Origin of the sequence: Paenibacillus sp. V4I7 (genome assembly GCF_030817275.1) — a bacterium.
Classification (GTDB): domain Bacteria; phylum Bacillota; class Bacilli; order Paenibacillales; family NBRC-103111; genus Paenibacillus_E.
The window spans coordinates 2364259-2389289 of sequence record NZ_JAUSZD010000002.1; the positions used below are offsets into that span (position 1 = coordinate 2364259).

The window sequence follows — 25031 nt, forward strand, 5'->3', positions numbered from 1 at the left end:
AAGCTTTCCTGATAAATAGTAAGAGGACAAAGGGATCAGGAAAGGACCATAAAATCATGATGACAGACACATTACCACAAGAAATACGTGAGCATATAGAGCAGAATAAGCAGCAAAGACAGACAGAACATTCAGCAGAAGAACATAAACTCATTGGAACGGCAGCTTTCGAAGCCCCTAGTAAAGACATATTAACGGATGCCATAATTGCTCTTTACTTGGGCAAAAATGTCTTGTTGAAGGGTCCAACCGGGTCAGGAAAGACGAAGCTGGCTGAGCATGTTTCAGCGTTCTTTGATCAGCCCATGCATGCCGTCAACTGTTCAACTGATCTCGATGCTGAAGCCTTGCTAGGATTCAAAACGCTATCGCACGATGAGCAGGGTCGTACTCAGATTGCCTTCATACCCGGTCCGATCATGAAAGCCATGACGAAGGGACATTTTCTATACATAGACGAAATTAATATGGCCAAGCCGGAAACTTTACCTTTGATCAATGGTGTTTTGGATTATCGTAGATCGATTACGAACCCTTTTACAGGGGACGTCATTACAGCGCATCCGGACTTCCGAGTTGTTGCAGCAATTAATGAAGGCTATATTGGTACAGTACCGCTCAACGAAGCCTTGAAAAACCGCTTTGTAACGATTGATGTTCCCTATTTGCAAGGGGAGACACTGTTTCAACTGCTAAAGAGCAAATCTGTTTTACGGAATGAAAAGCAGCTAAGAACATTCGTACAGTTATCTGCCGATTTACTATCCCTTATTGAAATGGGGCAGCTGCCCGATGAAGCAGGATCGATCCGAGCTCTACTGGATGCTTGCGATTTGACGGCTTATATTCCTCCCATGCGGGCAGTTGCGCGAGCTATTGCTGATAAATTGGAGGATGAAAGGGAGCGTGCAGCCGTGATGAATGCGGCCGAGACGTTATTCTGAGCCAATGTTTGTAGGAAAGCTAAGCTTATTAGAGGATAAAATCGATGCGATGCTCCAAATGCAGCTTGTAGATTTAGGCCGGATGTTCACCAAGCGCAAAGAACTTGAGGTGGAAGCGGCGTTCCATGCTGACTATGAGGAAGCTTCCGCTCGTATAACTGTGAGTCAGTTTTGGCGGGATTATCCTGCGGTTGATAAAACGGCAGGGATGAAGAGTGATGTTTACCTGCGCGGTATCGGTAGTGCTTGGTTTACAGGGGCAGACGCCGTAAAGTCATATCTACACTTTTGCCAAAGTGCGAGTCTCCCGAAGCTGGCTAACACGATCTTTGCTCTATGTGAGGATATGCGGTTAGAGCGTATTTGTCGAGCTCGCAGACCGGGGACTGCCCGCGTATTCGCACATCGGCATCGCATATATAGGGTCTATTTTCAACATAAGCTGCGTACACACCTGAGCAAAGGTGAGTTGGCAGACGCTGTTCTTTTATTGGTATATGGTTGGTTTACAGGGTTGGAATGGCACGCTAGCTTGGAGGATGCTGGTGCTGGTGCTGGACTTTCTGGCCGGTTAGCTCAGCTGTATCCGATTTTGGAGCAGATTGAGGATGCAGCACATACTGCGGAGGTTGCCGCTTGCTGCGAGACGATGATGGACTCGCTGTCTTATTGGCTAGACGGAGATGCGACAGCTGCCTATTTCTGGATGCAGCCGGGCAGCGGAGTGGCGGAGCCGCTGCCTGCAAGGTATAAGGGCGAGCTGAAGCGTGCGAAGCGGCTCGCAAATGATGATGTGCTCCCCGAGCAAGAGGGGGAGCGTCAGATGCCGGGCCAGGAGCGCATGCCGACCTGGCACCGTGAGAGCAGCGACCGCAGCCCGGGGCTGCTACGGTTTGAGTTGGAGCGCGGCTCGCGCACAGCCGCGCAGGGGTCTGCGCCCCGCGAGGGCGACGCGTCCGACCAGGTGCTCGCCATCGCCCAAGGGCGCTCGATGCGCGCGGGGCGCACTGGCGCCGCCTCCGGCGAGCGGCGCGAGAGTGCTGCCGTGCCCGCTGCCGCGGGGCACGGGGAGGGCGCTGTCGCCGCGTATGCGACGGCGACGTGGCTGGCGCCTGAACGGCCGACTGCTGCGCAGGAGGCCGGGTACAGGCGCCTGAGCGAGCGCGCAGCGCCGCTCGCGAAGCCATTGCAGCGTGCCATTCGGCGCACGCTGGAGCAGAAGCGGATCGCCCCACGCGGCGATCGGTTGTTCGGGCGGCTCGACAAGCGGCTAACGCGAGCCATGACGCAAGAGATGCCGCGCCTCTTCTATAAGAAGCGCGCGCCGGTACCTCAGCTCGACGCGGCGTTCGCGCTGCTCGTCGACTGCTCGGCGTCCATGTATGACAAAATGGACGAAACCAAGCTCGGTCTCGTGCTCTTCCACGAGACCCTCCGATCCTTACGAATCCCGCACGAAATCGTGGGATTCTGGGAGGACGCGGATCGCGTCACGGAGAAGGAAGCGCCGAACCTGTTCCAGGTTGCGGTCGACTTCAACTCCTCCTTAGCATCCGGAAGCGGCGCGGCTCTGCTGCAGCTTGAGCCTCAGCAAGATAACCGCGACGGCTTCGCGATTCGTCGCATGACGGAACGGCTGCTGCGGCGCACAGAACGGCAGCGCATCCTCTTGGTGTTCTCGGATGGCGAGCCTTCGGCAGCCAATTACAATGATGTCGGTATCCTCGACACCTATGAAGCCGTGCTGCACGCTCGGCGACAAGGTATTGAGGTCATCAGCGTTTTTCTGGCCAGTGGCGCTGTCCACGAAACGGAGAGGATTGCCATGCGCAACATGTATGGGCGCAGTAGTATTGTCGTCCCCAATATAGAGGAGCTCGCCGAGCAGTTGGTGCCCATTTTGCGCAAACTTCTGCTCAAATCTATCTTTTAATGTCGAAATCCTTTACAATAGATCAGGGTATTTTATGTTCATGCCAGATGGAATGCTCTGCTTATCTCCATTTTCTTTTTCTTTACTTACATACATATCAAACCATTATTTGCTTATTTCGACATAACATAAGGGGGATTTCATTTCATGTACGGAGCACCATTATCGAACAAAGCCAAGAAAATTATGCTGCTTGGATCCGGGGAGCTTGGGAAAGAAGTTGTCATCGAAGCGCAGCGTCTAGGGATTGAAACAATCGCTGTTGACCGTTACGCGAATGCACCAGCCATGCAAGTAGCACATCGCAGCCATGTCATTAATATGCTCGATGGGGAGCAGCTTAGAGCTTTGATTGAGCAAGAGCGTCCTGATCTTATCGTACCTGAAATTGAAGCCATTGCTACGCCTGTTCTTGTGGAGCTTGAGAAGGAGGGCTATCGTGTCATTCCTACGGCTACAGCTTCCCGTTTGACCATGGACCGCGAGGGGATTCGCCGCCTTGCTTCAGAGACACTAGAGCTGCGAACAGCAAAGTATGCTTTCGCAAATAGTCTCGAAGAATTACATGCTGCCGTTGCGGAAATTGGAACACCTTGTGTCATTAAGCCGATTATGAGCTCCTCGGGTAAAGGTCAAAGTGTATGCCGAACACCTGAGAATGTGGAACAATCCTGGAACATCGCCATGGAAGGCGGCCGCGCGAAAAACGCTCGTGTGATTGTGGAAGAATTCATTCATTTTGAATCTGAAATTACGTTGTTGACTGTTCGTTCAGTCTCAGGTACTACGTATTGTGAGCCGATTGGACACATTCAAAAGGATGGGGATTACATCGAATCGTGGCAGCCTCATGTAATGACGGAACAGCAAATTTCAGACGCCCAGCACATGGCCAAAACCATTACGGACGCGCTCGGAGGCTTCGGGCTTTATGGGGTTGAGCTGTTCCTGACCAAGGAAGGCGTTTATTTCAGTGAAGTCTCGCCTCGTCCACATGACACGGGTATGGTCACGATGGCAACGCAGGATTTGAGCGAATTTGCCTTGCATGCTAGAGCGATTCTGGGACTGCCTATAACTGGTATTCGTCTTTTGACGCCAGGTGCTAGTTATACCCTTAAAGCGGATCGTGAACAGGTAGAGTATTCAATTAGCGGGTTAGAGCAAGCTTTATCCGTACCCAATACGCAGGTTCGCGTCTTCGGTAAGCCGGAGACAAAAGTGGGACGCCGCATGGCTGTTGCGCTGAGTAGTGCAGATACGGTAGAGGAAGCACGAAGCCTTGCGAAGCAAGCGGCTGGATTGCTTAAACTAAACTACGAATAAGATAGGTTACCCAAGTCAAGTCATCATCAGGAGGCAAGCACAATGGAAGCTAAACCAGCAAGACTCTCCCGAACCGTTTTGACAGAAATTATTTTGCCGGCAGACACGAATTATCACAATACCGTGTTTGGCGGTCGCGTGATGCAATATATAGATAAGGTAGCAACGATTGCCTCGATGCGTCATTCGCGAAGAGGTGTCGTTACAGCATCTAGTGATAGCTTAGACTTCTTCGCCCCTGTCAAACTTGGAGAGGCTATTCAGTTGGAGGCCTTTGTTACGTGGACGCATCGAAGTTCGATGGAGGTTTATGTGAAAATCGAGTCGGAGAACCTTCTGACAGGCGAAAAGAAGCGTACTGCGACGGCCTACCTAACCTTCGTGGCGCTGGATGAATATGGACAACCGTGTCCGGTGCCGGAAATCATCCCTGAAACGGATGAAGAAAAACGCCTGTTCGAAACAGCCGAAACTCGATTTGCCGCGCGCAAGCTTCGCAAAGAAGAGCGGAATTTGAACATGTAGTCTTTTTGATTGAAAATACAATTTCCCCTGAAGCGTTGGGCAGTTCCTTACTAGGAACTGTCCTTTTTGTATATTTGGAGGAAATAACTTCGACTACCTTAGCCGTCACTTGATATTATGGTATAATATGCCATAAACAATGATTTGAAGGAGTGAGGACGATAGAACACTATTTGTTCAAACAGCTGGCTTTCGTGAGGGGCCAAACCTTAAAATTGATGGATGGAGTTACCGAAGAAACAGCCGACCGAATTCCCGATGGCTTTCGAAATAATATCCGTTGGCAGCTGGGGCACATTTATGTCGTGCTTGAACGTTTCGCATTTCAATATGTGGGTCTTCCACTTCGTTTGCCAGAAGGGTTCAAGGAGCAGTTTGAGTATGGTACTACGCCTTTAAACTGGCCCAATTCCGCTGCCGTTCCTACCTTGCAAGAGTTGGAGAACTTGCTGAAAGATCAGCAAGAGCGGATACGTGATGTGCTCGGTCATCGCTTAGAGGAGAAAATTGTTCCACCTTACACGACTTCAGCAGGAATGACCTTGGAGACGCCTGAGCAGTTTCTTAGTTTTAATTTGTACCATGAAGGCATGCATATAAGTGTCATTAAACTTTATAAAATTTTATTACGAGATTCATAGTCATCCGTATAAGCGAACCGATGGCATCAGGACAGATACTCCAAGGGGTGCTGTCCCTTTTTGTTTTGACTTTGTAAAAATAGAGGAATAATTTGGGATTTATTGAATTAAAGAAGGAGTGATAAATCCGTATTTTTTTAATGAAAGAGTTCCTCTGTCTATCAAAAAACTTACGAAGGAGAGGATATACATGGATAAAGTGATTAATTATTATAATAGATTTGACGAATGGGGCCGACTTGATAGAGAACCTATTGAATTTATAGTTAACTGGCACCATATAAGGAGTTTGCTACCGCAGAAAGGGCACATCTTAGATAACGGTGCTGGACCAGGTAAATACTCAGTTGAATTAGCGAAATGCGGTTATGAGGTTACACTAACGGATCTTACCCCGAGATTAGTAGAAATAGCTGGTGAGAAGGCAGTCGAATTGAAGTTAGAGGAGTTTTTCAAAGGTTTTCATATTGTTGATGCAAGAAATTTAGACATTTTCAATGATGAACAATTTGATGCATCATTGATGTTGGGGCCTTTATATCATTTACAGACACCATCGGATCGGGATTCTGCCATACAAGAATTGCATCGAGTTACTAAGCGGGATGGTCTTGTATTTGTGGCATTCATGACTAGGATACGGCATCTAACGACTTCCTTATTATTTCCTCAACACTGGAAACCGAATGATAACATAGAGGATATAAACTCATTTTTAGAAACCGGTATATTTAATCATAAGGACGAAGGAAGATTCACAGGGGCGTATTATTTTAACATAGAAGACATTAATCCTTTCATGGAATCTCATGGATTTGAAAGCCTCAAATTGATTGGGTCATCTAGTATAGCTGGTTCATTTAAGTCAGAGCAATTTGACTATTGGCGTTCTCGTGGCGAAGAAGAATTTCAAGAAGTAATGAATTTGATTTACAAAGAATCTGAGAATCCTCACATATTAGGAGTGTCTTCACATTTATTGTATATCGGTCGAAGAAAGGCGTGATATAACTATGGGTTACATTATGGATTTAAGAAAGATGGTTGGAACAAGACCTTTAATTATGGCCGGTGCTTGTGTCGTTGTTATTCATAATAACTCCATTTTATTAGAGAGAAGAACTGATAATGGCATGTGGGGATTACCAGGAGGATCCTTAGAGCCTGGGGAAACAATGGAACAGGTAGCAAGAAGAGAGTTATTTGAAGAAACCGGTTTACAAGCCAAGAAGCTTGAATTATTAGATGTATTTTCAGGTCAAGAATTGTATTACAAATATCCACACGATGATGAGGTCTATAACGTAGTTGCTGCTTATATATGTGAAGAATTTGATGGAGTTATCAATCAAGATGAGTCAGAAGTAGCAGAAATTAGATTTTTTGCAATTGATGAGATACCTGACAATATTAGTCCTCCAGACAAACCAATACTACATACTTTTTTAACGAGATAGTAAATCTAGAACAAAGATTAGGAGCTTAAATGTCCGAATATTACTGGGATAATAAGATTGAATAGTGGTTTTGGATATTTGGGGCTTAAACTGTTACCGCTTTTACCCGAAGGATCAACCTATACGGGAATTGACAAGGGAAATGAACTTATTAATACGGCGAAGGAAGTCTTTCAAAATCAGTCTTTCCCATCAGAATTTTACGTGAGTGACATCGAAGAAGTTACAATAGACAGAAAGTATGACATAGCTATGTGCCATGCTTTTTTATTACATATGTCTGATTCAAAGAAAGTACTTCAGAAGATGATTGATTGTGTTTTAGATGATGGAATGGTCATTTGCTTTGAACCACATTGGATTGCTAATATGTCAAACTACTGTCTTGACGAACTGGAGCAGTCTAAAATGGTTAAATTGGGTATTTTGCAAAAATTGTACGAGGGAGATTTTAATCAAAAGGGTAAGGACGGAAATATAGGGATCAAACTACCTATCTATCTCAGTCAATTAGGTTTGAAGAACGTTGAGTGTAGAGTAAGTGATAAGGTTAATTTCTTGGATCAGAATATGGACTTGCTAAGTAAGCAAAGTCTTTATAACTCTTTGAGGGAAGAAGGATTAGGGGAGTTACCTGGAGAGAAAGAGGAATTTCTTCATAATTTAGTGAATCGTGGATTATTGCTTAATGATGCAATGAATCAATATGAGGCTGAGATACTATTTTCAAAGGAATTCGATGATAATTCTTACTTAACATATGCACCAAACATGAAAATTACATTTGGCACTGTGAAGAGATAGAGGAATTAAAGGATATATAAAACAAACTAAACAATCAAAGGAGTCAATATCATGATCAGATTGTGTGAATATCTAGATAAAGATGTAATCTATCAGATTATCAATGATGCCGCTCAAGCATACGAAGGGGTTATTCCTTATGATATGTATCATGAACCGTACATGACAATGGAAGAGTTAAATCATGAAATGAATGAAGGAGTTATGTTTTGGGGGCTAGAGGAAAACAATGAATTACTTGGAGTCATGGGAATACAAGATAAAGGGGAAGTATCCTTAATCAGACATGCTTATGTTAAAACGAATCAACGTAAAGGTGGTATAGGGACCAAGCTTCTGAATCATTTAATTAATTTAACAGATAAACCTATAGAAACAATTGAATGGGCTAGTAGGGCAGGGATACAAACGCTGAATATGCATTTAAATAATGGCATTTACTTTACGCTGCCCCATGAGAGAATGTGGATTAATAAACAATACGAAACTGAATTTAATAAATTACTATATGAGTCATATTCTCAACTCTATCAGCTTGCTAATTCTTTAGATGTTGTTTTATCGATTGAAAATACATGCAATTTTCATATTCCATTCATCAGAAGGGCTCTCGAGATGTTAGCGAAGTTCGAAAATTTTCACCTTACATGGGATGTAGGACACGATGCTAAAGTTAACTTTAAGGAAGAGGTTGTATTCCGCGAATTTACTGATCGAATTAAGCATATGCATCTCCATGATTGCAATGATAAATCAGACCATCAACCCCTATATAACGGTAATGTCCCGATTAATGATCGACTTCTTTTTGCCGAAAATTATGGCTTGTCCGTTGTGATTGAAGTGAAAACAAGTACATCTTTAAGAGAATCCGTAGAACAATTAAAGAAAAATTATAAGTGATGAGGTTTCCTGAAACCAACCCACAAGTACATCGTATAACATCTAAAATGGCTTAATTTACGTTGACAATGTCCTTATGGAATAATAAATAGGAGGTAAGAATTTAATGAACGCACATGAAATTGATTATCGTATTTTAGGAAATGAAATGCAATATGTGGAAATTGAGTTGGATCCGGGAGAAAGTGTCGTAGCTGAAGCCGGTAGTATGATGATGATGGATCAAAACATCCAAATGGAGACTGTCTTTGGAGACGGCAGCAGTGATAATAAAGGATTCATGGGCAAACTGCTAGGAGCTGGTAAACGATTACTAACGGGTGAAAGCTTGTTCATGACGGTTTTTACGAATCACAGCTCACACGGGAAAGAACAGGTTAATTTTGCTGCGCCTTATCCTGGGAAAATCATAGCGATGGATTTGCAAGATCTAGGTGGTAAATTGGTTTGTCAAAAAGATTCCTTCTTATGTGCAGCGAAAGGTGTTTCGGTAGGTATTGCTTTTCAGCGTAAGCTAGGGGCTGGTTTCTTTGGCGGTGAGGGCTTTATCATGCAGAAGATTGAAGGCGATGGATTGGCCTTTGTTCATGCGGGTGGCTCCATATGTGAACGTGTACTTCGTCCAGGAGAAGAAATTCGCGTGGATACGGGTTGTCTCGTGGCTATGACACAAGAGGTTGATTACGACATTGAGATGGTCAAAGGCGTTAAAACAGCGTTATTTGGCGGTGAAGGCTTATTCTTCGCTACGTTACGCGGACCTGGGCGCGTCTGGATTCAATCTCTTCCTTTCAGCAGGCTGGCTGACCGTATGGCTTCAGCATCAAGAGCGGGAGGAAGGAAAGAAGAGGGAAGCATCTTAGGCGGTCTTGGTAATTTGCTTGATGGAGACGGAAAATAAGGATTGCACACACGACGTATTACAAAAAAGGCCCGGAAGCGAATTGCACATTCGCACCGGGCTTATCCTATGTTCTTACTTGGCTCCACCTTCTGCAAGGATGGTTTCCCAGATTGCGCCTTTGCCATAAAGCTCTTTGTTCACTTTATCCCAACCGCCGAGGTACTCAATGTTGAATAAGCCGGCAGGCGTTGTATAGTTTTTCTCGTATTGCTTAGCGACCTCAGGAAGAACGGAACGGAAGCCTTTTTCTGCGAATACTTTTTGTGCTTCAGGTGTATATAAGAAGTCTAGGAAGGCTTGCGCTACTTCACGATTACCATGTTTGTCAACATATTTATCAATAAGGGCAACTGGATTCTCAATGGATGTTGTGTATTGTGGAATGATTTCAACATACTTTTTACCGGATTGAATACGAGCCAGAAGCTCATTTTCATAAGTAACGATCGCATCGCCAACACCTTTATCGAAGGTAGTAAGGGAATCGGCTCCACTTTTATCTAATACTTTAATGTTTTTGTATACTTTGCTAACGAGATCTTTTGCAGCAGCAGGGTCTTTTTTACCTGCAGCCTCAGAAGCTTTCAAGCCTGCGCCGTAGATGGCATTAATATCCCATTTGGCTCCGCCGGAAGTGCTCGGATTAGGAATCAGAACTTCAACACCCGGCTTCGTCAAATCAGCCCAGTCTTTAATTCCTTTAGGATTACCTTCACGAACACCAATTGCAGCAATTGAAGCTGTGATATTACCTTTGTAAGGATTGTTTTTCCAGTCGTGCGTAATTAACCCCTTCTCAGCGATCTTTTGAACATCCCCTTCCAAAGACAGTGGAGCGATGTCAGCTTCAAAACCTTGGATAATGGCAGTAGCTTGAGCACCAGAAGCCACATAAGATTCTTGGAATTCAACAGTTTGACCTGTTTTCTTTTTCCAATGATCTTTAAATTTCGGAATAATGAGATCGAAGGATTCTTTGACGACCGAGTAAGCTCCGAGTGTAATCGTCACTTTTTCAGCCTTTGGCGAAGCGCTTGCCGCGGTTGTTGCAGCAGCTGTTGATGCCGCAGGTGTACTTGCAGATTTCGTGCCAGTACCACAAGCTGTAAGTGCGATACTTGCAGTGAATAGTGTTGCTGTGATTAAGCCAAGCGTTTTGAAATTTTTCATGGTTTACAACTCCCCTTCTAAATGTATACACAATTTTTATATAAAAACAGGCAGCGGATCTTGTTTGGCCTGATTCTCAATCAACTTATTGTCCGTTTTCGTAAATACGGATATGTGATGGATGAGGATATTTACCTCATCTCCAGGTTGGTAAATCTTTTCCTTCACGGACTGGTATGCAAATAGCTTGATAGCTCCTGTATCAATCTCCAAATACCAGGAGTCCCCACGGAAATGAGCATGTGTGACTTTGCCTTTTTCCCCGGCTGTAGCGAGATGAGACACGTCATGGGGGCGAACTTCAATCGATTCTGGTCGAATCAACACGTTCACGTCAGGAAGCCATTTGCCATCATTCTGCAATTCTTCTAAGTAAGGAAACCCGATTAGTGGGGTATATTGCGAAATGATATTGGATTCTCCTATGAACGAGGCCACAAAAGAGGACGCAGGCTTCGTGTATATCTCCCAAGGACTTCCTTGCTGCTCAATTTTACCGCCTTGAACAAGAATGATTTCGTCCGCAACCTCGATGGCTTCATCCTGATCATGAGTGACAAATAGGGTTGTAACTTTAAATTCATCGATGAGGTTTCTTAGCCAGACACGCAGCTCTTTACGAATTTTAGCATCAATGGCTGCAAAAGGTTCATCAAGCAAGAGCAGTTGAGGCTCAGGAGCTAATGCTCTTGCGAAAGCAACCCGTTGGCGTTGACCGCCAGAGAGTTGATGAGGGTACTTGCGCTCACTACCGGCAAGCCCCATCAAACCTAGAAGGTAAGTAACACGGTCTTGAATGAAATCCTTTGGCTTTTTCAGAACCTTTAAGCCATAGGCCACATTTTCAAAAACGGTCATATGCTTGAAGAGGGCATAGCTTTGAAACACGAAGCCAATTCCTCTTTCTTGTACCGGAAGATGAGTCGCCAGTTTCCCGTCGAAGTAAATATCGCCAGAGGTGGGACTTTCTAATCCCGACAACATTCGAAGAATGGACGTTTTACCGCCTCCGCTTGGCCCGATTAAACCTACCAGATGACCTCTCGTAATGCTGAAATTAACGTCCTTGATGGCATGAAACTGCCCGAAATGTTTATTTAGGTTTTTGACTTCGATATGCATGCTGGGGCTCCTCCTTAATGGCTTCTCAATTTTTCACTTCTTCTTTTCAACCACTCAAGTGCTAATAAAATAGAAATCGATACGAGTCCTAAGACGAGAGCAACGCTGTTCGCTGCCACGAGGTGGAATTGTTCGGCATCTTGATAAACAAGGGTTGTAGCTGTTTGCGTTTGATTAATGATATTGCCAGACACGACTAGGATTGATCCAAACTCACCAAGTGATCTTGCGATCGTTAAGATGAGACCGTATAGCACGCCCCAGCGAATACCTGGCCATGTGATTTGAATGAATGTACGCCAGGGGCCAGCCCCTAAAGTAGCAGAAGCTTCTTCCGACTGTGTACCAATCTCTTCAAGTAAAGGCACCACTTCACGCACCATCAGAGGGAACGTGATGAACATCGTTGCTAAGACCATGCCGGGTACAGCATAGACAATTTTCATATTATGATCTTCCATGAAGGTGCCAAATGCCGTGTTTGGACCAAAGATCAAAATAACCATTAAACCAACAATGATTGGAGATACAGCAAATGGTAGATCAATAAGTGCATTGATGACAGGTTTCAACCAGCGAGAGATCCAAGAACCTCTGACAATTTCTAAGGAAACGTAAATGCCGACTATGGCATTAAGAATGGTTACAATCACTACGATAATTAAAGAAATTTTCATGGCATGCAGGGCTTCAGGTCGTACGAGAGCGTCGAAAAAAGCTTGCGGGCCTTCTTCAAAAGCACCAAAGGTAATACCAAGAAAAGGTAACATTATAAGTAAGAAAATAACGGAAAACGAAATACTGATCAATACTTTTCTCATGCTATGCGCCCCTTTCCGCGTGTTAGTACATTGATAATCCAAAGAATAAGGACGGACAATGTAAGGAGCACGAGAGAGATAGCTGCTGCGCCTTCGGGATTAAAGTTCTGTGTTTCACCATATATATAGACCGATGCCACCATCGTTTTACCAGGCAAATTGCCTGATATAAGGGAGATGGCTCCAAATTCGGCAAGTGATCGAGAAAAGGCGAGCATACTGCCGGCTATGATACCTGGGAAGATGGCTGGGAAAACGATTCTACAGAAGGTGTAAAATCTACCCGCACCAAGTGTAAAGCTAGCTTGTTCTTCTGCTGGATCGATTTGTTCAAGTAAGGGTTGAACAGTTCGGATAACAAAAGGAAAGGTAACAAACACCAGGCCAATCACGATAGCAGTTTGATTATAAAGCAGCTTAATTCCCAAATGGTCGAGCCAGACACCTAGTGGACTTGAAGGTCCTAATAGAGTAAGAAACATTAAACCAGCTACGGATGTCGGAAGCGAGAAGGGAAGATCTACCATGCTGTTTAAAATGCTTTTGCCGCGGAAGGTATATCGGACAAGGACATAAGCAATGATGGTACCAACAATCGCTTGAATAATAGTTGAGACAATGCTGAGCTTAATAGTTAGCAAAATGGACTTCCAGGCTAATGGACCTGTAACCTCTTTCCAAAATGGTTCCCATCCTAAGGAAAATCCTTTCAAATAGATGGAACCTATTGGGATGACAAGAAGTACTAACAAATAGCCGATAAGCACAGATCGAACCGTAGCTTTAAATACTTTATTTCGCACATTACACCACCTAATTTCATTAATCATAGCCGTTTACTCGGAATAATAAACTGACTATACCAACGGATGGTCTTATTTGTCAATACACCTAACCTTATTTTTATGCAAGAAAGATGAAATATTTTTCTAATAAGTAATTCACAAGGAAATTGCATGATTTACATGAGTAAAATAAGGTTTTAGCATTTGGTTTTCGGATGTTAAAAGGCAAGCTTATTAATGAAAGAATATTTCAGAAGGAATAATCGTTATCTGAAAATAACTATTCTTAGTGGAATAGTTATTTTTATGTAGAAAAAATCGTTGACGCAGCCTAAAGCTGGTGATAGTATAGTAAACATATTAAATCCAAGTAAACAGGTGTGAATTATAAATTAAATAAAAGAGTCGACCAGATGACTGGAGACTCCCATTCTTGCTTAGCATTTTGAGGCATGAATCGGGAGTCTTTTCCGTTTTCTAACGCCACTTTACTTGAGGAGAAGAAAGAGGGATTCACATGCTAGCTAATCGCACTTCACCATTAACGGAATCTAAGTTTTGGCAGCCTTGGGTCATACCGATCCTCATTTTGCTTCTCTGGCAAGTTCTTGGACTATCCGGTTGGTTATCTGAGCGCATTCTGCCAACGCCTTGGGAGGTTTTAACTGCGTTATACGGTGTAATTAAAGATGGAACTATTTTCGAATACGTAGCCGTGAGCACGAAGCGGGCTTTTCTGGGGTTCCTGATCGGCGGGAGCATTGCATTCGTCATTGGTTTGCTAAATGGGGTATTCCCAATAGCCGAACGATACATTGATTCTTCTGTCCAAATGGTTCGAACGATTCCCCACCTAGCGATGATTCCTCTCGTTATTATGTGGTTTGGTATCGGTGAGACATCAAAGCTGTTCCTCGTTTCATTGGGAGTTGCTTTCCCTATATACCTCAATACGTTTCATGGGATTCGATCCGTCGATCCAGGTTTAGTAGAAATGGGTAAAGTGTATGGCCTCAAAGGATTCGCATTATTTGCGAAAGTGATCTTACCAGGGGCATTAGCGAACATTTTACTTGGCATCCGATTTTCGTTAGGCATCATGTGGCTCAGTTTAATTGTAGCCGAAACGATTGCTGCGGATTCCGGAATTGGTTATATGGCTACACATGCCAGAGAGTTTATGCAAATGGATGTTGTCGTATTATGTGTGATTTTGTACGCCTTATTGGGGAAATTATCTGATTTAATTGCCAAGTATTTTGAAAATCGGTGGCTGAAGTGGCATCACAACTACTTGAATAAAGCCTAGAGAAGGGGGAATAGTCATGAGCATGAAAAGCGGAGGCACTCAGCTGCACATTCGGAATGTAAACAAAGCATTTGGTCAAACACATGTGTTATCTGGGATTGATTTATCGATTAAACAGGGAGAGTTTGTAGCGATAGTGGGTCGCAGTGGATGTGGTAAAAGTACATTGCTTCGTTTAATTGCAGGACTCGATGAAGCTTCAAGCGGTGCCATCTTATTAGATGCTCAAGCGATCAATGGTATTCATGAAGATACGAGGGTACTGTTTCAGGAACATCGTTTGCTGCCATGGAAAAAGAATATCGATAATGTGCGGATCGGTGTTAAATCCGGAGACAAAGAAATCGCCTTTAAAGCACTTCAGCAAGTTGGGCTTGAACATAAACGGGATGATTGGCCTGCCGTTCTCTCCGGTGGTCAAAGGCAGCGGGTAGCCTTGGCAAGAGCGCTGGCCGGTAATCCACGTCTGCTGCTTTTAGATGAACCGTTAGGCGCTTTGGATGCTTTAACTCGGATTGAAATGCAGCGGCTTATTGAGCAGCTATGGTTAGAGAAGCAATTCACGGTCCTGTTGGTCACACATGATGTTAGTGAAGCTGTAGCTTTAGCTGATAGGGTCATCATAATCGAAGATGGGAAAATAGGGTTGGATTTAAAGATCTCACTTTCTCGACCTAGAGAGCATGATAGTGGATTTGCTTACTATGAGAAGACCATTTTGGATAGGCTTCTTGTGAAGCAATCGTATGAGCAGGTAAGAATTGCGGCCGATGCATTCTCGATTTAATGAATAGAAGAACGAAAATAAAGGAGGACATAGGAATGACTCAATTTGATTTGCAGCTTCAAGCTGATGTACTAGTTATTGGTGGGGGACCTTCTGGCGCATGGGCGGCCATCACAGCGGCGAAAGAAGGAGCGAAAGTTATTCTGGTTGATAAAGGGTATTGCGGAACGAGCGGTGCTACGGCACCATCTGGAACAGGCTTATGGTACGTGAATCCCAATGCGGATGAACGTGAAGAAGCTATGAAGAGCAGAGAGGCGCTTGGCGGTTATTTAGCTGATCGCGGTTGGATGAAGAAAGTTCTAGACCAAACGTATACCAATACGAACCAAATTGCTGCTTGGGGATATCCATTCCCGCTCGACGAAACTGGAACTTCTCATCGGAAGAGCTTGCAAGGGCCTGAATACATGAAGCTTATGCGTAAGCAAGTGCAGAAAGCAGGAGTTCGTATCCTGGACCACAGCCCGGCGCTCGAACTGCTAGCTGATGTGCATGGTGTAGCTGGGGCAACTGGGGTGAATAACCAAACGAAAGATACATGGCGTGTGGATGCGACCTCAGTCGTGATTGCAACGGGTGGTTGTGCTTTCCTTAGCAAGGCTCTGGGGACGAATGTTTTGACAGGTGATGGGTACTTGCTAGCTGCTGAAGCGGGAGCTAACTTATCAGGCATGGAATTCTCCACCGCGTATTCCTTAGCGCCAGCCTTTTCTCCGGTAACGAAGTCTGCCTTCTATACATGGGCAACATTTTACTATGAAGATGGGAGCGTGATAGAAGGTGCGGGCTCGCAAAAGGGGCGTTCAGTGATTGCTCGAACGCTGCTGACTCAGCAAGTTTTCGCCAGAATTGATAAGGCAGATGATATTGTCAAAAAAGCGATGCGTCAGGCGCAGCCTAACTTCTTTCTATCATTCGATCGTCTAGGTATTGATCCGTTCACACAAAAGTTTCCTGTCACCCTGCGGTTTGAAGGGACGGTAAGAGGCACTGGCGGTATTCATATCATTGACGAAACGTGCGCGACGGAAGTGCCTGGTCTTTATGCAGCTGGAGATGCAGCGACAAGAGAGCTGATCTGCGGTGGATTTACAGGCGGCGGAAGTCACAACGCAGCTTGGGCTATGTCCTCAGGGTATTTCTCAGGTGAGGCTTCGGCTAAATATGCACTGAAACTGGGTGCAGGATCTTCAAATAGGAAGGCCAAAGGATTGTCCGAGGCAACAGGTGTACCCAAACAAGCAACGACAAGATCTGATGCTCCTGATACGCAAGAAATTATCAAAGCCGTTCAAGCCGAAGTATTCCCGTATGACCGTAATTGGTTCCGCACAGGTGAAGGCTTGCAAAATTCGCTGGGGCGCTTGAATCATCTCTGGGATGAGCTGAAGCAGGGCATTCAAGCTAGTGATGGAAATGTTGTTCGAGTCCGTGAAGCGGCAGCTATGACGGCAACAGCTAGATGGATGTACACCAGTGGTTTGGAACGCACGGAAACACGTGGTATGCATCGCCGAGAGGATTTCCCTCGAGTTGATCAAGACCAGCAATATCGCATCATTAGTGGTGGTTTGGATACGACATGGGCAAAGCCCTTGATTGAACCGTCCTTTTCAAGCGTCAAAAAGGAGGCTGTTGTGTAATGATTGAACTACTCAGTAAGGATCGCTGCATTAGCTGCAATCAGTGTGTATCCGTATGCCCAACGAATGTGTTCGAATCCGTAGCGGGAGATATTCCGATCATCGCCAGACAATCGGACTGCCAAAGCTGCTTCATGTGCGAGCTATACTGCCCAACGGATGCTCTTTATGTTTCTCCAGTAGCGGAGCAAACGATAGCTGTCGACGAAGGGGAGTTAGTTCAAGAAGGTTTATTAGGAAGTTATAAAGAGAACATAGGCTGGGGGAAAGGCAGAGAATCAACAGCCTCCTCAGATGGTTCATATATCATTTTCCAACGTATGCGGGCATCGCATTAATTCGTTCATTATCTATTCCACATTACGATCAGGGGGTCCAAAGACATATGACACAGAGATCATTGAAATTACTTAGTATAGCTCTTATTTTAACTTTATTTACAGTATTCTTAGCGGCTTGCGGTGCAAAATCGACGAAAACAACGGCTCCAGCAACGAAAACAGCAGCATCAGAAGCAAAAATTACACTGCCTGAAACACTTCGTATCGGTTTTATTTCGGCGAATAATAATAAAACTATTACAGGACCGGAAGGCTGGGCGCAATCCAAAGGTTACTTGGAAAGCGAACTCAAGAAATACGGCGTTAAGGAGTTCAAATATTTTAACTTCCCGAATGGTCCTAACTTGAACGAGGCGATTACCGCGGGAACACTGGATGTTGGGATTTACGGCGATACACCTGCTATTAATGGGAAAGCAGCCGGTCTGAAGACACGTTTGATTAACCAAACGCAATTCAATATGAATGCTTGGCTGGTAGCTAAAGCAGACGGACCTAAGACGTTAGCTGATCTCAAAGGTAAAAAGGTTGCTACTTCCCAAGGCTCCTATATGAGCCGATATTTAATTAACTTGCTTAAGGAGCAAGGGCTTGATAAAGACGTGAAGATCCTGCATTTATTACCTGCTGATGGCGAAGCTGCGCTATCCCGCGGTGACATTGCAGCCTACGCCTATCCGACTGGATTCGGTCCTTTACTTCTGAAAAAAGGATATGTTACCATTGATGAAGCGGCTAAACATCCGGATCTTCAAGGCTCGAGTCTAACGGTGGTTACGGAAGATTACTTGGCTAAGAACCCTCAATTTCCTAAGCTCTGGAACGATCTTCGGACTAGGGCCGTTAAAGAAATTCGTGAGAATAGTGAGGAGTATTTCAAGCTCTATGCCGAAGTTTCTGGCTATCCATTAGACGTTGTGAAAGCATCCTTCAAGATCGAGCAGTGGCCCGTAGAATCAAGCACACCGGATGGTTTGAAGCTAATCGAAGAAACGAAGAAATTTCTTGTTGAGCAAGGATTGGCGAAGAAAGATTTTGTTATTACGGACTGGTTAACGGAATAGGATTGACCAAGGGGGGATGAGGGTGAAGGAAGTTCCAATTTCCTATGTAAAGGCCAATCAAACGGGTATCGTTGTCTTTGTCCTACTAGCATTTGCGTTTCAATGGACTTGGCTAGTTGCTTTGCTTTGGGTGATTCAGTTGCTTGGCCTAGTAGGTGGTGGGAAATGGAATCTGTTCGTGGCGGTGTCTAAACGTTTTCTATCTCGAAGCGGTACGGAAACACAAGCCGCAGAGTTGACGAGGTTTAACAATGCTTTGGCTGTTTTATTTCTTTCCTTATCACTTGCTTCTTTTGCCATCGGCTGGAGTATGGTGGGGTATATCTTCACTGGCTTTTTACTCTTAGCTGCAGGTGCAGCCTTGCTGGGCTATTGCATCGGATGTACGATTTATTATCAGTATAAGCAGTTCATCCTCAGACGGCGAGTGAAACGCGGTTAATGAAAGGTAAATATGGAAAGACTCTCACTAGAGTAAGGTGGGAGTCTTTTCTATCCACATACTAAAGGTAAAAACGTCTCAATAGGACCAATCATAATGGCTGGAAATATGTTGAAAATAGGATTGACACCTCTAGTAGGTGATGCTAATATTGGTTTATACCTAATCCTCACTAAACTTATCGGAATTATATGAAAATGCGAAAGGGAGTTAACATCATGGAGCATGCTATCACAATTCAAAGCGACGACGTCGAATTGGCCGCAACGTTACATTACCCGACAAATCAATCAGGAGCCGCGCAAGTTGATTGTCAACGTTGGCCGCTAATTATCATCTGTCACGGATTTATTGGCAGCCGGATAGGGGTGGATCGGCTATTTGTGAAAGCAGCTCGTGAGTTTAGCTCGCAAGGATACCTGGTTCTCCGTTTCGATTACGGTGGTTGTGGTGAGAGTACTGGCGACTATGGCGCTGGCGGACTGGATGTTCTGATTGAACAAACGCGAAGTGTCATTGATTATGCATCCACGATTCATTGTGTAGATCTTAGTCGTGTGATCTTGGTGGGTCATAGTTTAGGCGGTGCGGCTGCCGTTTTAACAGCAGCGAGAGATAATCGCGTAAAAACACTCGTATTATGGTCAGCTGTCGCTCATCCACACAATGATATTGTAAGAATAGTAAGCAAGTCTGAATACGAGAAACTTCCTATTGGTGGAGCAATCGATCATCACGGCTATGTATTGACAAGTCAATTTTTTGATTCTTTATCCCAGCATCAACCGTTTGAACAACTGCGTAAATTTAACGGTGATGTCCTCGTTATTCACGGTACTGCAGACGATACGATACCAGTCGATTATGCCCCATTATACCAGAAGATGTTCTGGATGCGATCAGAGGGGCAATGCGAACTCGAGCTTGTTTATCAAGCAGATCATACTTATTCAACAACAGGTTCTGCGAAAGAACTTTTTGAGAAAACAGGGAACTGGTTAACCTTTATTCAAAAGCAGAAAAAAGATTGGAACGATTGGACAATTTAATGGAAGCGGAGGAAATAGAATGGCGAAACCACTAGAGTTAGACGATGTTTGGGTGGATAGAATTAAACAAATGTTAAACGGCTTGGAATACGGTTCCGTTCAAATCGTCGTTCATGATGGTAAAATTGCTCAAATCGATAAAACAGAAAGAAAACGATTCGATGCCTCTTCTCAACCGCAATCCCAATTGCAAGCAGTAAAATCAGTTAAAACAAACGAGTAAAGGTTAGTTAAAAAGCGGTTAGCATATAAGTCGTCTACAAGCCCTCTTTCTTCGGAAAGGGGGCTGTTTTCATGAATCAGAAGCTTTATAATGATGAAGAACAGGTGTAACATTTTGGAGTGAAATGGAAAGTTAATGGAGGGATCTTATGCAGACGCAGCATTTTATATGGAAAGACTCTAACCATATTAATAACTATGTATATGAATGGCTCCCTGATGAGACCAATGAAATAAAAGCGATTGTGCAAATCGCTCATGGTATGTCCGAGACGGCTGTTAGGTACGAGAGGCTAGCTGCTTTATTAACAAGCCAAGGTTATGCTGTCTATGCAAACGATCATTTGGGGCATGGACGAACAGCAGGAACACCTGAAGCCGTAGGTAAATTTGGCAAAGATTGCTTTCATGGCATGGTTGAAAATATGGGGCAGATCACTAGTGAGATCCGTAAAAAGTATCCAAAGCCTATTCCTTTATTTATGATGGGCCATAGTATGGGCTCGTTCTTAACGCAGTACTACATGGTATCGTACCTGACAAAGCATCCGGACCACGTTCAAGGAATTATATTGTCAGGCTCCAATGGCAAACAAGGTGCAGCTTTACAAGCAGCAATCGCTATTGCTGCAACAGAAGCAGCTATTCGTGGAGATCATCACCGGAGTAAGCTTGTTACGTCACTTTCATTTGGAGCTTTTAATAAAAGATTCGCACCGAACCGAACGCTATTTGATTGGTTGAGTAATGATGTTAGCGAAGTTGATAAGTATGTAGACGATCCTTATTGCGGCGTTACGTTTACATCGGGTTATTTCAGAGATTTCTTTAGAGGACTTAAGGAGATTCATCAAGCTAAGCATGTCAACCAAATCCGTAAAGATTTGCCTATTTACGTATTCGCAGGTGAAGATGATCCGGTTGGTGGTGGTAAAGGGGTACGCAAGCTGCTTAGCATGTACGAGGAACTTGGGCTTAAGAACGTTAGCAGCAAGCTTTATCCCCGCGGCAGACATGAAATGTTGAATGAAGTGAATAGAGCTGAAGTCATGGATGACATTGCAGCATGGCTGAATGAGCAGGTTGCATCTAGGGGTTAAAATAACGAAGTGAATAAAAGATAGAAGGCTGCAATTCCCCCTCCTGCCTGTTTGGTTGGAAGGGGGTTTCTTTGTTCAATCATAGCCTGCATTCTTCTAAATGTGCATGATTCTCCTAATTGAGTATTGACTTGTCTAACCGTAACGTTGTACTTTGTACGAATAAAGGGGATGTTGACATGAGGAAGAAGTGGAGAAATCGCCTTGTATTTGCTTATCTGCCTGTTTTCATTCTCGTTATTATTGTGCTGCTGTGGATATTTTTTGTCACTATGAGTGAATTGTCCAAGAAGCAGGCGCTGAAGGCGAACGAGATCTACGCAGAAAATACCATGCAATATATCGATTCCAAGCTGCGAACGGTCGAACAATATATCGTGCAGACATTTCTCGATGACCAATCTGTCATCGATTTTTACAGTTCATCTCCGTTATCTCAGAACCGATATCTTAACGACCGCGACGTATATAAGAAACTAATTTTGCTGCGAGACAGCTTCAGCGAGATCGATTCGGTGTATTTGTATCGCACTCGTGACCAAATGGTCTTAAGTGACACGTCGATGATGGGGCTCGATCAATTCTCCAACAGCCAATATTTGAATACGCTAATTGCCGCTCCCCCTGCTAATCGCTGGAGTATAAGTCGCCAGTATATCGACAACGCCGGAGTGATAACGCCCGTCGTATCTCTAGTCATGCGGATGCCGTTGCCGTTGGGAACGGATGGGGTTCTTGTTGCAAATATAAAATTACATACGATCGCTAAGCTTGTCAACAATGTGTCCAGTTCTAAATTCAGTTATCTTCACTTACTTGATGCCAATGGCGATTATATCCTCGGTGATGACACGATCGACGGAGAAGCTAGCCTAGATCGGGAAGATTTTACCGTAATGAAATCGGACTACACAGGTTGGACGATCCGCAGCGGATTCATCGATGGCGTCTTTTTTCGCTTTCTGTCAAACCTCAATGCGTTCTGGCTTGTGATTGGTATCATCACGGTTCTCGGGGGTGCACTATGGATCGTATACGCGAGTCGGCAGAACTACAAGCCGATTCAGTCACTTCTGGAGCGGCTCTCATCCGTTCCGCTGCAGAGACCGCATATACTAGGACAAGTTAAGCACGATGAATTCAAAATTATTGACAATCTCCTTGATCATTTGCTCGAGCAATTTGGCAAGTATCGGCTAGAGAACGACGAGAATTTCAGCTACCGTCGGAGATACTTGTTCGAAGAATTACTGTCTGGGACGCAGATTCAGCTGGAAGAGGGATGGGAAAAGGAGTTATCGCGTTTCGGATTTCAAGAGACATACGATCAATATATTGTGGCCATTCTCGAGATCGACAAGTATTCGAATTTTACCTCCACTTATAGTAATAAGGATCAATATTTGATTAAATTTATCATTGATAACGTCGTTCAAGAACTGAATCAGAATGCGGGGATCCTAATCTGTCCAGAATGGATCGAAAAACATCGGTTATGCGTAGTCTGTCAATTGCCGAATGTGACTGGAGCTGATGATCCGTTCCTAGAGATCATGCGCAAAACGGTGGATTGGATCTACAAAAATGTGGCGATTACAGTCACCTGTGGACTTGGAACGAAAGTGTCGGGCATTCATAGGGTATCTAGCTCCTATGAAGAAGCTTTAGAAGCACTCAGCTATAAGACTACGTTCGGAGTCAGCAGCGTCATTGAATTCAAGGATATCACTAATAAGTCGGGCGAAGAAATATTCCGATCTCTTCCTTATATTCGTGAACTGGTCCATTTTTACAGGATCGGCGAAGTGGAATGGGAACGCCATTATAGCGCCTTGTTTACGGAAATTCGCATACAGCTTTGTTCACGGGAACAAGTTGTTAATCTAATGAATTATTTATTGTTTCACTTCTATAAGGAAATGTCAGGGTTGTCTGTAGAATATCTGGAATGTTGGCGAGAGTATGCCATGAATCCAATTAACGAATGGATTGCGGCCTTCGACACGGTAGATGAATTGGAGAAAGAACTGCATGATATTCTGGAGGATGCCTCCCAGAGGTTGGATATCCTTCGTGAACAGCGAAGCCAGCACGATCTGATTGACCAAGTGAAAGTGTATATCGAAAACGAGTATAACAATCCAGATTTCTCGCTCGTCATGCTGAGTGAGAAATTTAAGTTGACACCGAATTATTTAAGCCGCTTATTTAAAGAAGAATTCGGTGAGAAATTCATTGATTATTTGGCTGGCCTACGAATCGAACAGGCTAAATATTTGCTGGTCACAACATCCGTTGCGATCCAGGAAATCGCAGTGAAGGTCGGGTATACACATACCTTTTCGTTTATTCGTGTTTTTAAGAAACTCGTGGGCCGGACACCTGGCGATTACCGCAAGGAGTTCCAACAATTATAATCAGGAAGTATCGAAAACGATCGATTCAGGGAAAGATTAACAAAGTCCCTGAATGGGTCGTTTTTTGTTTATTGAAGGCCGATAAGCCGTTTATCCCCAATATCCAAGTGAATTGTAGATACGGAGTCTTGTGTGAAAACTGTGCATGTGATACCACCAAGCGTGGCTGCATACCTTTTAAACCCCTATCTGCTGCGGATTATTGAAGTTGTGCATCACATCTAAATGTGTGAATTGCCGAGCTAAGGGAATTCCATGTAGTGTTGAGTTGTGAGCGGATAGCAACGATCACAAACCATGCGATACACGCTCGGCAGGGCGACATAGGAGGTAAAGTCACATGCAAGTTTCTTCGCAGCACACAGCTATGGAAATGAAAAAAACGGTTCGATCCAGAGATACGAAGAAGCGGGAAAGCAAGTATCTGAAGCAAAATATTCCGCTGTATATCATGCTCACTCCAGCCATTATTTGTTTTCTCCTATTCAAGTATGCGCCGATGGGCGGGATCGTCCTTGCATTCAAGGATTATAACTTTTGGGATGGGATCTGGGGGAGTCCATGGGTTGGTTTAAAGCATTTTGATTATTTGTTTAACAATCCACAAGGATGGAAGATCATTCGCAATACGTTCATGCTGAGCCTATTAAGCTTTATTGGGTTTCCATTCCCGATAGTAGTTGCTTTACTGCTGAACGAGGTTCGGAAAATGTGGTTCAAGAAAATCGTGCAAACACTGTTGTATTTGCCCCATTTCCTTTCCTGGGTTATTGTCGGCGGCATCTTTATCACCTTGTTTTCTCAGGATTCCGGGATGGTGAACGACATACTGGAAAAGCTTGGCGGTGAAAGGTATGCCTTCCTTTATCAACCGTTCTCATGGATTGCCGTGTTTTTGAGTGCAGGCATTTGGAAAGAAGCTGGCTTTTCGGCGATCATTTATTTAGCGGCGCTTACGACGATCGATCCGAGCTTATACGAGTCGACTGCAATGGACGGCGCTGGCAAATGGCGTCAGATGTGGCATGTGTCGCTTCCTGGCATTCGACCCACGATCATTTTGATGCTGATCCTTGGTGTAGGACGCGTCATGGAGGTTGGTTTCGACCACATCTATGTGATGCAGAATCGGGTAGTCGCCGATATTTCGGAAGTCATCAGCACGTACACGTTCAAGACGGGAATTCAGGGAGGCGAATTCGGCGTTCCCGCTGCAATGGGGTTATTCGAATCATTAGTAGGCTTCACACTTGTGTTAACTGCAAATCGTATTGCCCGTAAATTCAACCAGAGCCTATGGTAATCGGACTTGAAAGGAA

26 protein-coding genes are annotated in these 25031 nt (G+C 44.3%); 21 read left to right on the plus strand and 5 right to left on the minus strand.

Annotated elements, in window-relative coordinates; translation table 11 throughout:
* The first annotated feature begins 56 nt into the window (after nucleotides 1-56).
* The gene (locus QFZ80_RS11845; protein WP_307546465.1) at nucleotides 57-944 is read left to right on the plus strand and encodes an ATP-binding protein; all 888 of its coding nucleotides are present in this window, start codon (nucleotides 57-59) and stop codon (nucleotides 942-944) included.
* Nucleotides 945-1471: 527 nt separating this feature from the next.
* Here QFZ80_RS11845 and QFZ80_RS11850 read toward each other — a convergent pair.
* Nucleotides 1472-1729: a hypothetical protein gene (locus tag QFZ80_RS11850; protein WP_307546464.1), complete on the minus strand. Its 258-nt coding sequence runs from the start codon at nucleotides 1727-1729 to the stop codon at nucleotides 1472-1474.
* 38 nt (nucleotides 1730-1767) lie between these two features.
* Here QFZ80_RS11850 and QFZ80_RS11855 point away from each other — a divergent pair, with 38 nt between their 5' ends.
* From QFZ80_RS11855 to QFZ80_RS11895, 9 genes are all read left to right on the plus strand, one after another.
* The gene (locus tag QFZ80_RS11855; RefSeq protein WP_307559017.1) at nucleotides 1768-2877 is read left to right on the plus strand and encodes a nitric oxide reductase activation protein NorD; all 1110 of its coding nucleotides are present in this window, start codon (nucleotides 1768-1770) and stop codon (nucleotides 2875-2877) included.
* Nucleotides 2878-3024: 147 nt separating this feature from the next.
* Entirely contained in the window at nucleotides 3025-4203 is a 1179-nt protein-coding gene (purT, locus tag QFZ80_RS11860) for a formate-dependent phosphoribosylglycinamide formyltransferase (RefSeq protein WP_307559019.1), read from the plus strand.
* A gap of 42 nt (nucleotides 4204-4245) precedes the next feature.
* The gene (locus tag QFZ80_RS11865; RefSeq protein WP_307546461.1) at nucleotides 4246-4728 is read left to right on the plus strand and encodes an acyl-CoA thioesterase; all 483 of its coding nucleotides are present in this window, start codon (nucleotides 4246-4248) and stop codon (nucleotides 4726-4728) included.
* 152 nt (nucleotides 4729-4880) lie between these two features.
* Nucleotides 4881-5369, plus strand: a complete 489-nt coding sequence (locus QFZ80_RS11870) for a DinB family protein (protein WP_307546460.1) — start codon at nucleotides 4881-4883, stop codon at nucleotides 5367-5369.
* 190 nt (nucleotides 5370-5559) lie between these two features.
* Nucleotides 5560-6375 (plus strand): class I SAM-dependent methyltransferase, encoded by an 816-nt coding sequence (locus tag QFZ80_RS11875; protein ID WP_307546459.1) that lies wholly within the window; start codon nucleotides 5560-5562, stop codon nucleotides 6373-6375.
* A gap of 7 nt (nucleotides 6376-6382) precedes the next feature.
* A complete protein-coding gene (locus tag QFZ80_RS11880) occupies nucleotides 6383-6826 on the plus strand; it encodes an NUDIX hydrolase (protein WP_307546458.1) in 444 nt (147 codons plus the stop codon).
* Nucleotides 6827-6865: 39 nt separating this feature from the next.
* Entirely contained in the window at nucleotides 6866-7630 is a 765-nt protein-coding gene (locus QFZ80_RS11885) for a methyltransferase domain-containing protein (RefSeq protein WP_373460396.1), read from the plus strand.
* 51 nt (nucleotides 7631-7681) lie between these two features.
* Nucleotides 7682-8533 (plus strand): GNAT family N-acetyltransferase, encoded by an 852-nt coding sequence (locus QFZ80_RS11890; protein ID WP_307559020.1) that lies wholly within the window; start codon nucleotides 7682-7684, stop codon nucleotides 8531-8533.
* 106 nt (nucleotides 8534-8639) lie between these two features.
* Nucleotides 8640-9434, plus strand: coding sequence for a TIGR00266 family protein (locus tag QFZ80_RS11895; protein ID WP_307559021.1), 795 nt, complete (start codon nucleotides 8640-8642; stop codon nucleotides 9432-9434).
* A gap of 75 nt (nucleotides 9435-9509) precedes the next feature.
* On the opposite strand, the gene QFZ80_RS11900 is transcribed toward QFZ80_RS11895, so the two are convergent.
* Genes QFZ80_RS11900 through cysT form a run of 4 tightly spaced genes read right to left on the minus strand, consistent with a single transcriptional unit; the run spans nucleotide 9510 to nucleotide 13353 of the window.
* Nucleotides 9510-10607: a sulfate ABC transporter substrate-binding protein gene (locus tag QFZ80_RS11900; protein ID WP_307559024.1), complete on the minus strand. Its 1098-nt coding sequence runs from the start codon at nucleotides 10605-10607 to the stop codon at nucleotides 9510-9512.
* 36 nt (nucleotides 10608-10643) lie between these two features.
* Nucleotides 10644-11729: an ABC transporter ATP-binding protein gene (locus QFZ80_RS11905; RefSeq protein WP_307546452.1), complete on the minus strand. Its 1086-nt coding sequence runs from the start codon at nucleotides 11727-11729 to the stop codon at nucleotides 10644-10646.
* A 14-nt stretch (nucleotides 11730-11743) separates the two neighbouring features.
* A complete protein-coding gene (locus QFZ80_RS11910; protein WP_307546451.1) occupies nucleotides 11744-12550 on the minus strand; it encodes a sulfate ABC transporter permease subunit in 807 nt (268 codons plus the stop codon).
* Entirely contained in the window at nucleotides 12547-13353 is an 807-nt protein-coding gene (gene cysT / locus QFZ80_RS11915) for a sulfate ABC transporter permease subunit CysT (protein WP_307546450.1), read from the minus strand. The genes QFZ80_RS11910 and cysT overlap by 4 nt, the downstream gene beginning before the upstream one ends.
* A 499-nt stretch (nucleotides 13354-13852) precedes the next feature.
* Here cysT and QFZ80_RS11920 point away from each other — a divergent pair, with 499 nt between their 5' ends.
* The 11 genes from QFZ80_RS11920 (at nucleotide 13853) to QFZ80_RS11970 (ending at nucleotide 25015) form a co-directional block, all read left to right on the plus strand.
* Nucleotides 13853-14644 carry an ABC transporter permease subunit gene (locus QFZ80_RS11920; protein ID WP_307546449.1) on the plus strand — a complete coding sequence of 264 codons (792 nt, stop codon included), beginning with the start codon at nucleotides 13853-13855 and terminating at the stop codon, nucleotides 14642-14644.
* Between the two features lie 16 nt (nucleotides 14645-14660).
* A complete protein-coding gene (locus QFZ80_RS11925) occupies nucleotides 14661-15431 on the plus strand; it encodes an ATP-binding cassette domain-containing protein (RefSeq protein ID WP_307546448.1) in 771 nt (256 codons plus the stop codon).
* Nucleotides 15432-15466: 35 nt separating this feature from the next.
* The gene (locus QFZ80_RS11930) at nucleotides 15467-17077 is read left to right on the plus strand and encodes an FAD-dependent oxidoreductase (protein ID WP_307559026.1); all 1611 of its coding nucleotides are present in this window, start codon (nucleotides 15467-15469) and stop codon (nucleotides 17075-17077) included.
* Nucleotides 17077-17415 carry a 4Fe-4S binding protein gene (locus QFZ80_RS11935; RefSeq protein ID WP_307546447.1) on the plus strand — a complete coding sequence of 113 codons (339 nt, stop codon included), beginning with the start codon at nucleotides 17077-17079 and terminating at the stop codon, nucleotides 17413-17415. Before QFZ80_RS11930 ends, QFZ80_RS11935 begins: the two co-directional genes overlap by 1 nt.
* A gap of 47 nt (nucleotides 17416-17462) precedes the next feature.
* On the plus strand, nucleotides 17463-18482 hold the full coding sequence (locus tag QFZ80_RS11940) for an ABC transporter substrate-binding protein (RefSeq protein WP_307559028.1): 1020 nt from the start codon (nucleotides 17463-17465) through the stop codon (nucleotides 18480-18482).
* A 22-nt stretch (nucleotides 18483-18504) separates the two neighbouring features.
* The gene (locus QFZ80_RS11945) at nucleotides 18505-18924 is read left to right on the plus strand and encodes a DUF4395 domain-containing protein (RefSeq protein ID WP_307546445.1); all 420 of its coding nucleotides are present in this window, start codon (nucleotides 18505-18507) and stop codon (nucleotides 18922-18924) included.
* A 218-nt stretch (nucleotides 18925-19142) separates the two neighbouring features.
* Nucleotides 19143-19973: an alpha/beta hydrolase family protein gene (locus QFZ80_RS11950; RefSeq protein WP_307559032.1), complete on the plus strand. Its 831-nt coding sequence runs from the start codon at nucleotides 19143-19145 to the stop codon at nucleotides 19971-19973.
* A gap of 19 nt (nucleotides 19974-19992) precedes the next feature.
* Nucleotides 19993-20196 (plus strand): YezD family protein, encoded by a 204-nt coding sequence (locus QFZ80_RS11955; RefSeq protein ID WP_307559034.1) that lies wholly within the window; start codon nucleotides 19993-19995, stop codon nucleotides 20194-20196.
* A gap of 148 nt (nucleotides 20197-20344) precedes the next feature.
* Nucleotides 20345-21295, plus strand: a complete 951-nt coding sequence (locus QFZ80_RS11960) for an alpha/beta fold hydrolase (RefSeq protein ID WP_307559037.1) — start codon at nucleotides 20345-20347, stop codon at nucleotides 21293-21295.
* A gap of 179 nt (nucleotides 21296-21474) precedes the next feature.
* The gene (locus QFZ80_RS11965; protein WP_307559041.1) at nucleotides 21475-23712 is read left to right on the plus strand and encodes a helix-turn-helix domain-containing protein; all 2238 of its coding nucleotides are present in this window, start codon (nucleotides 21475-21477) and stop codon (nucleotides 23710-23712) included.
* A gap of 367 nt (nucleotides 23713-24079) precedes the next feature.
* Entirely contained in the window at nucleotides 24080-25015 is a 936-nt protein-coding gene (locus tag QFZ80_RS11970; protein ID WP_373460397.1) for an ABC transporter permease, read from the plus strand.
* Nucleotides 25016-25031 lie beyond the last annotated feature (16 nt).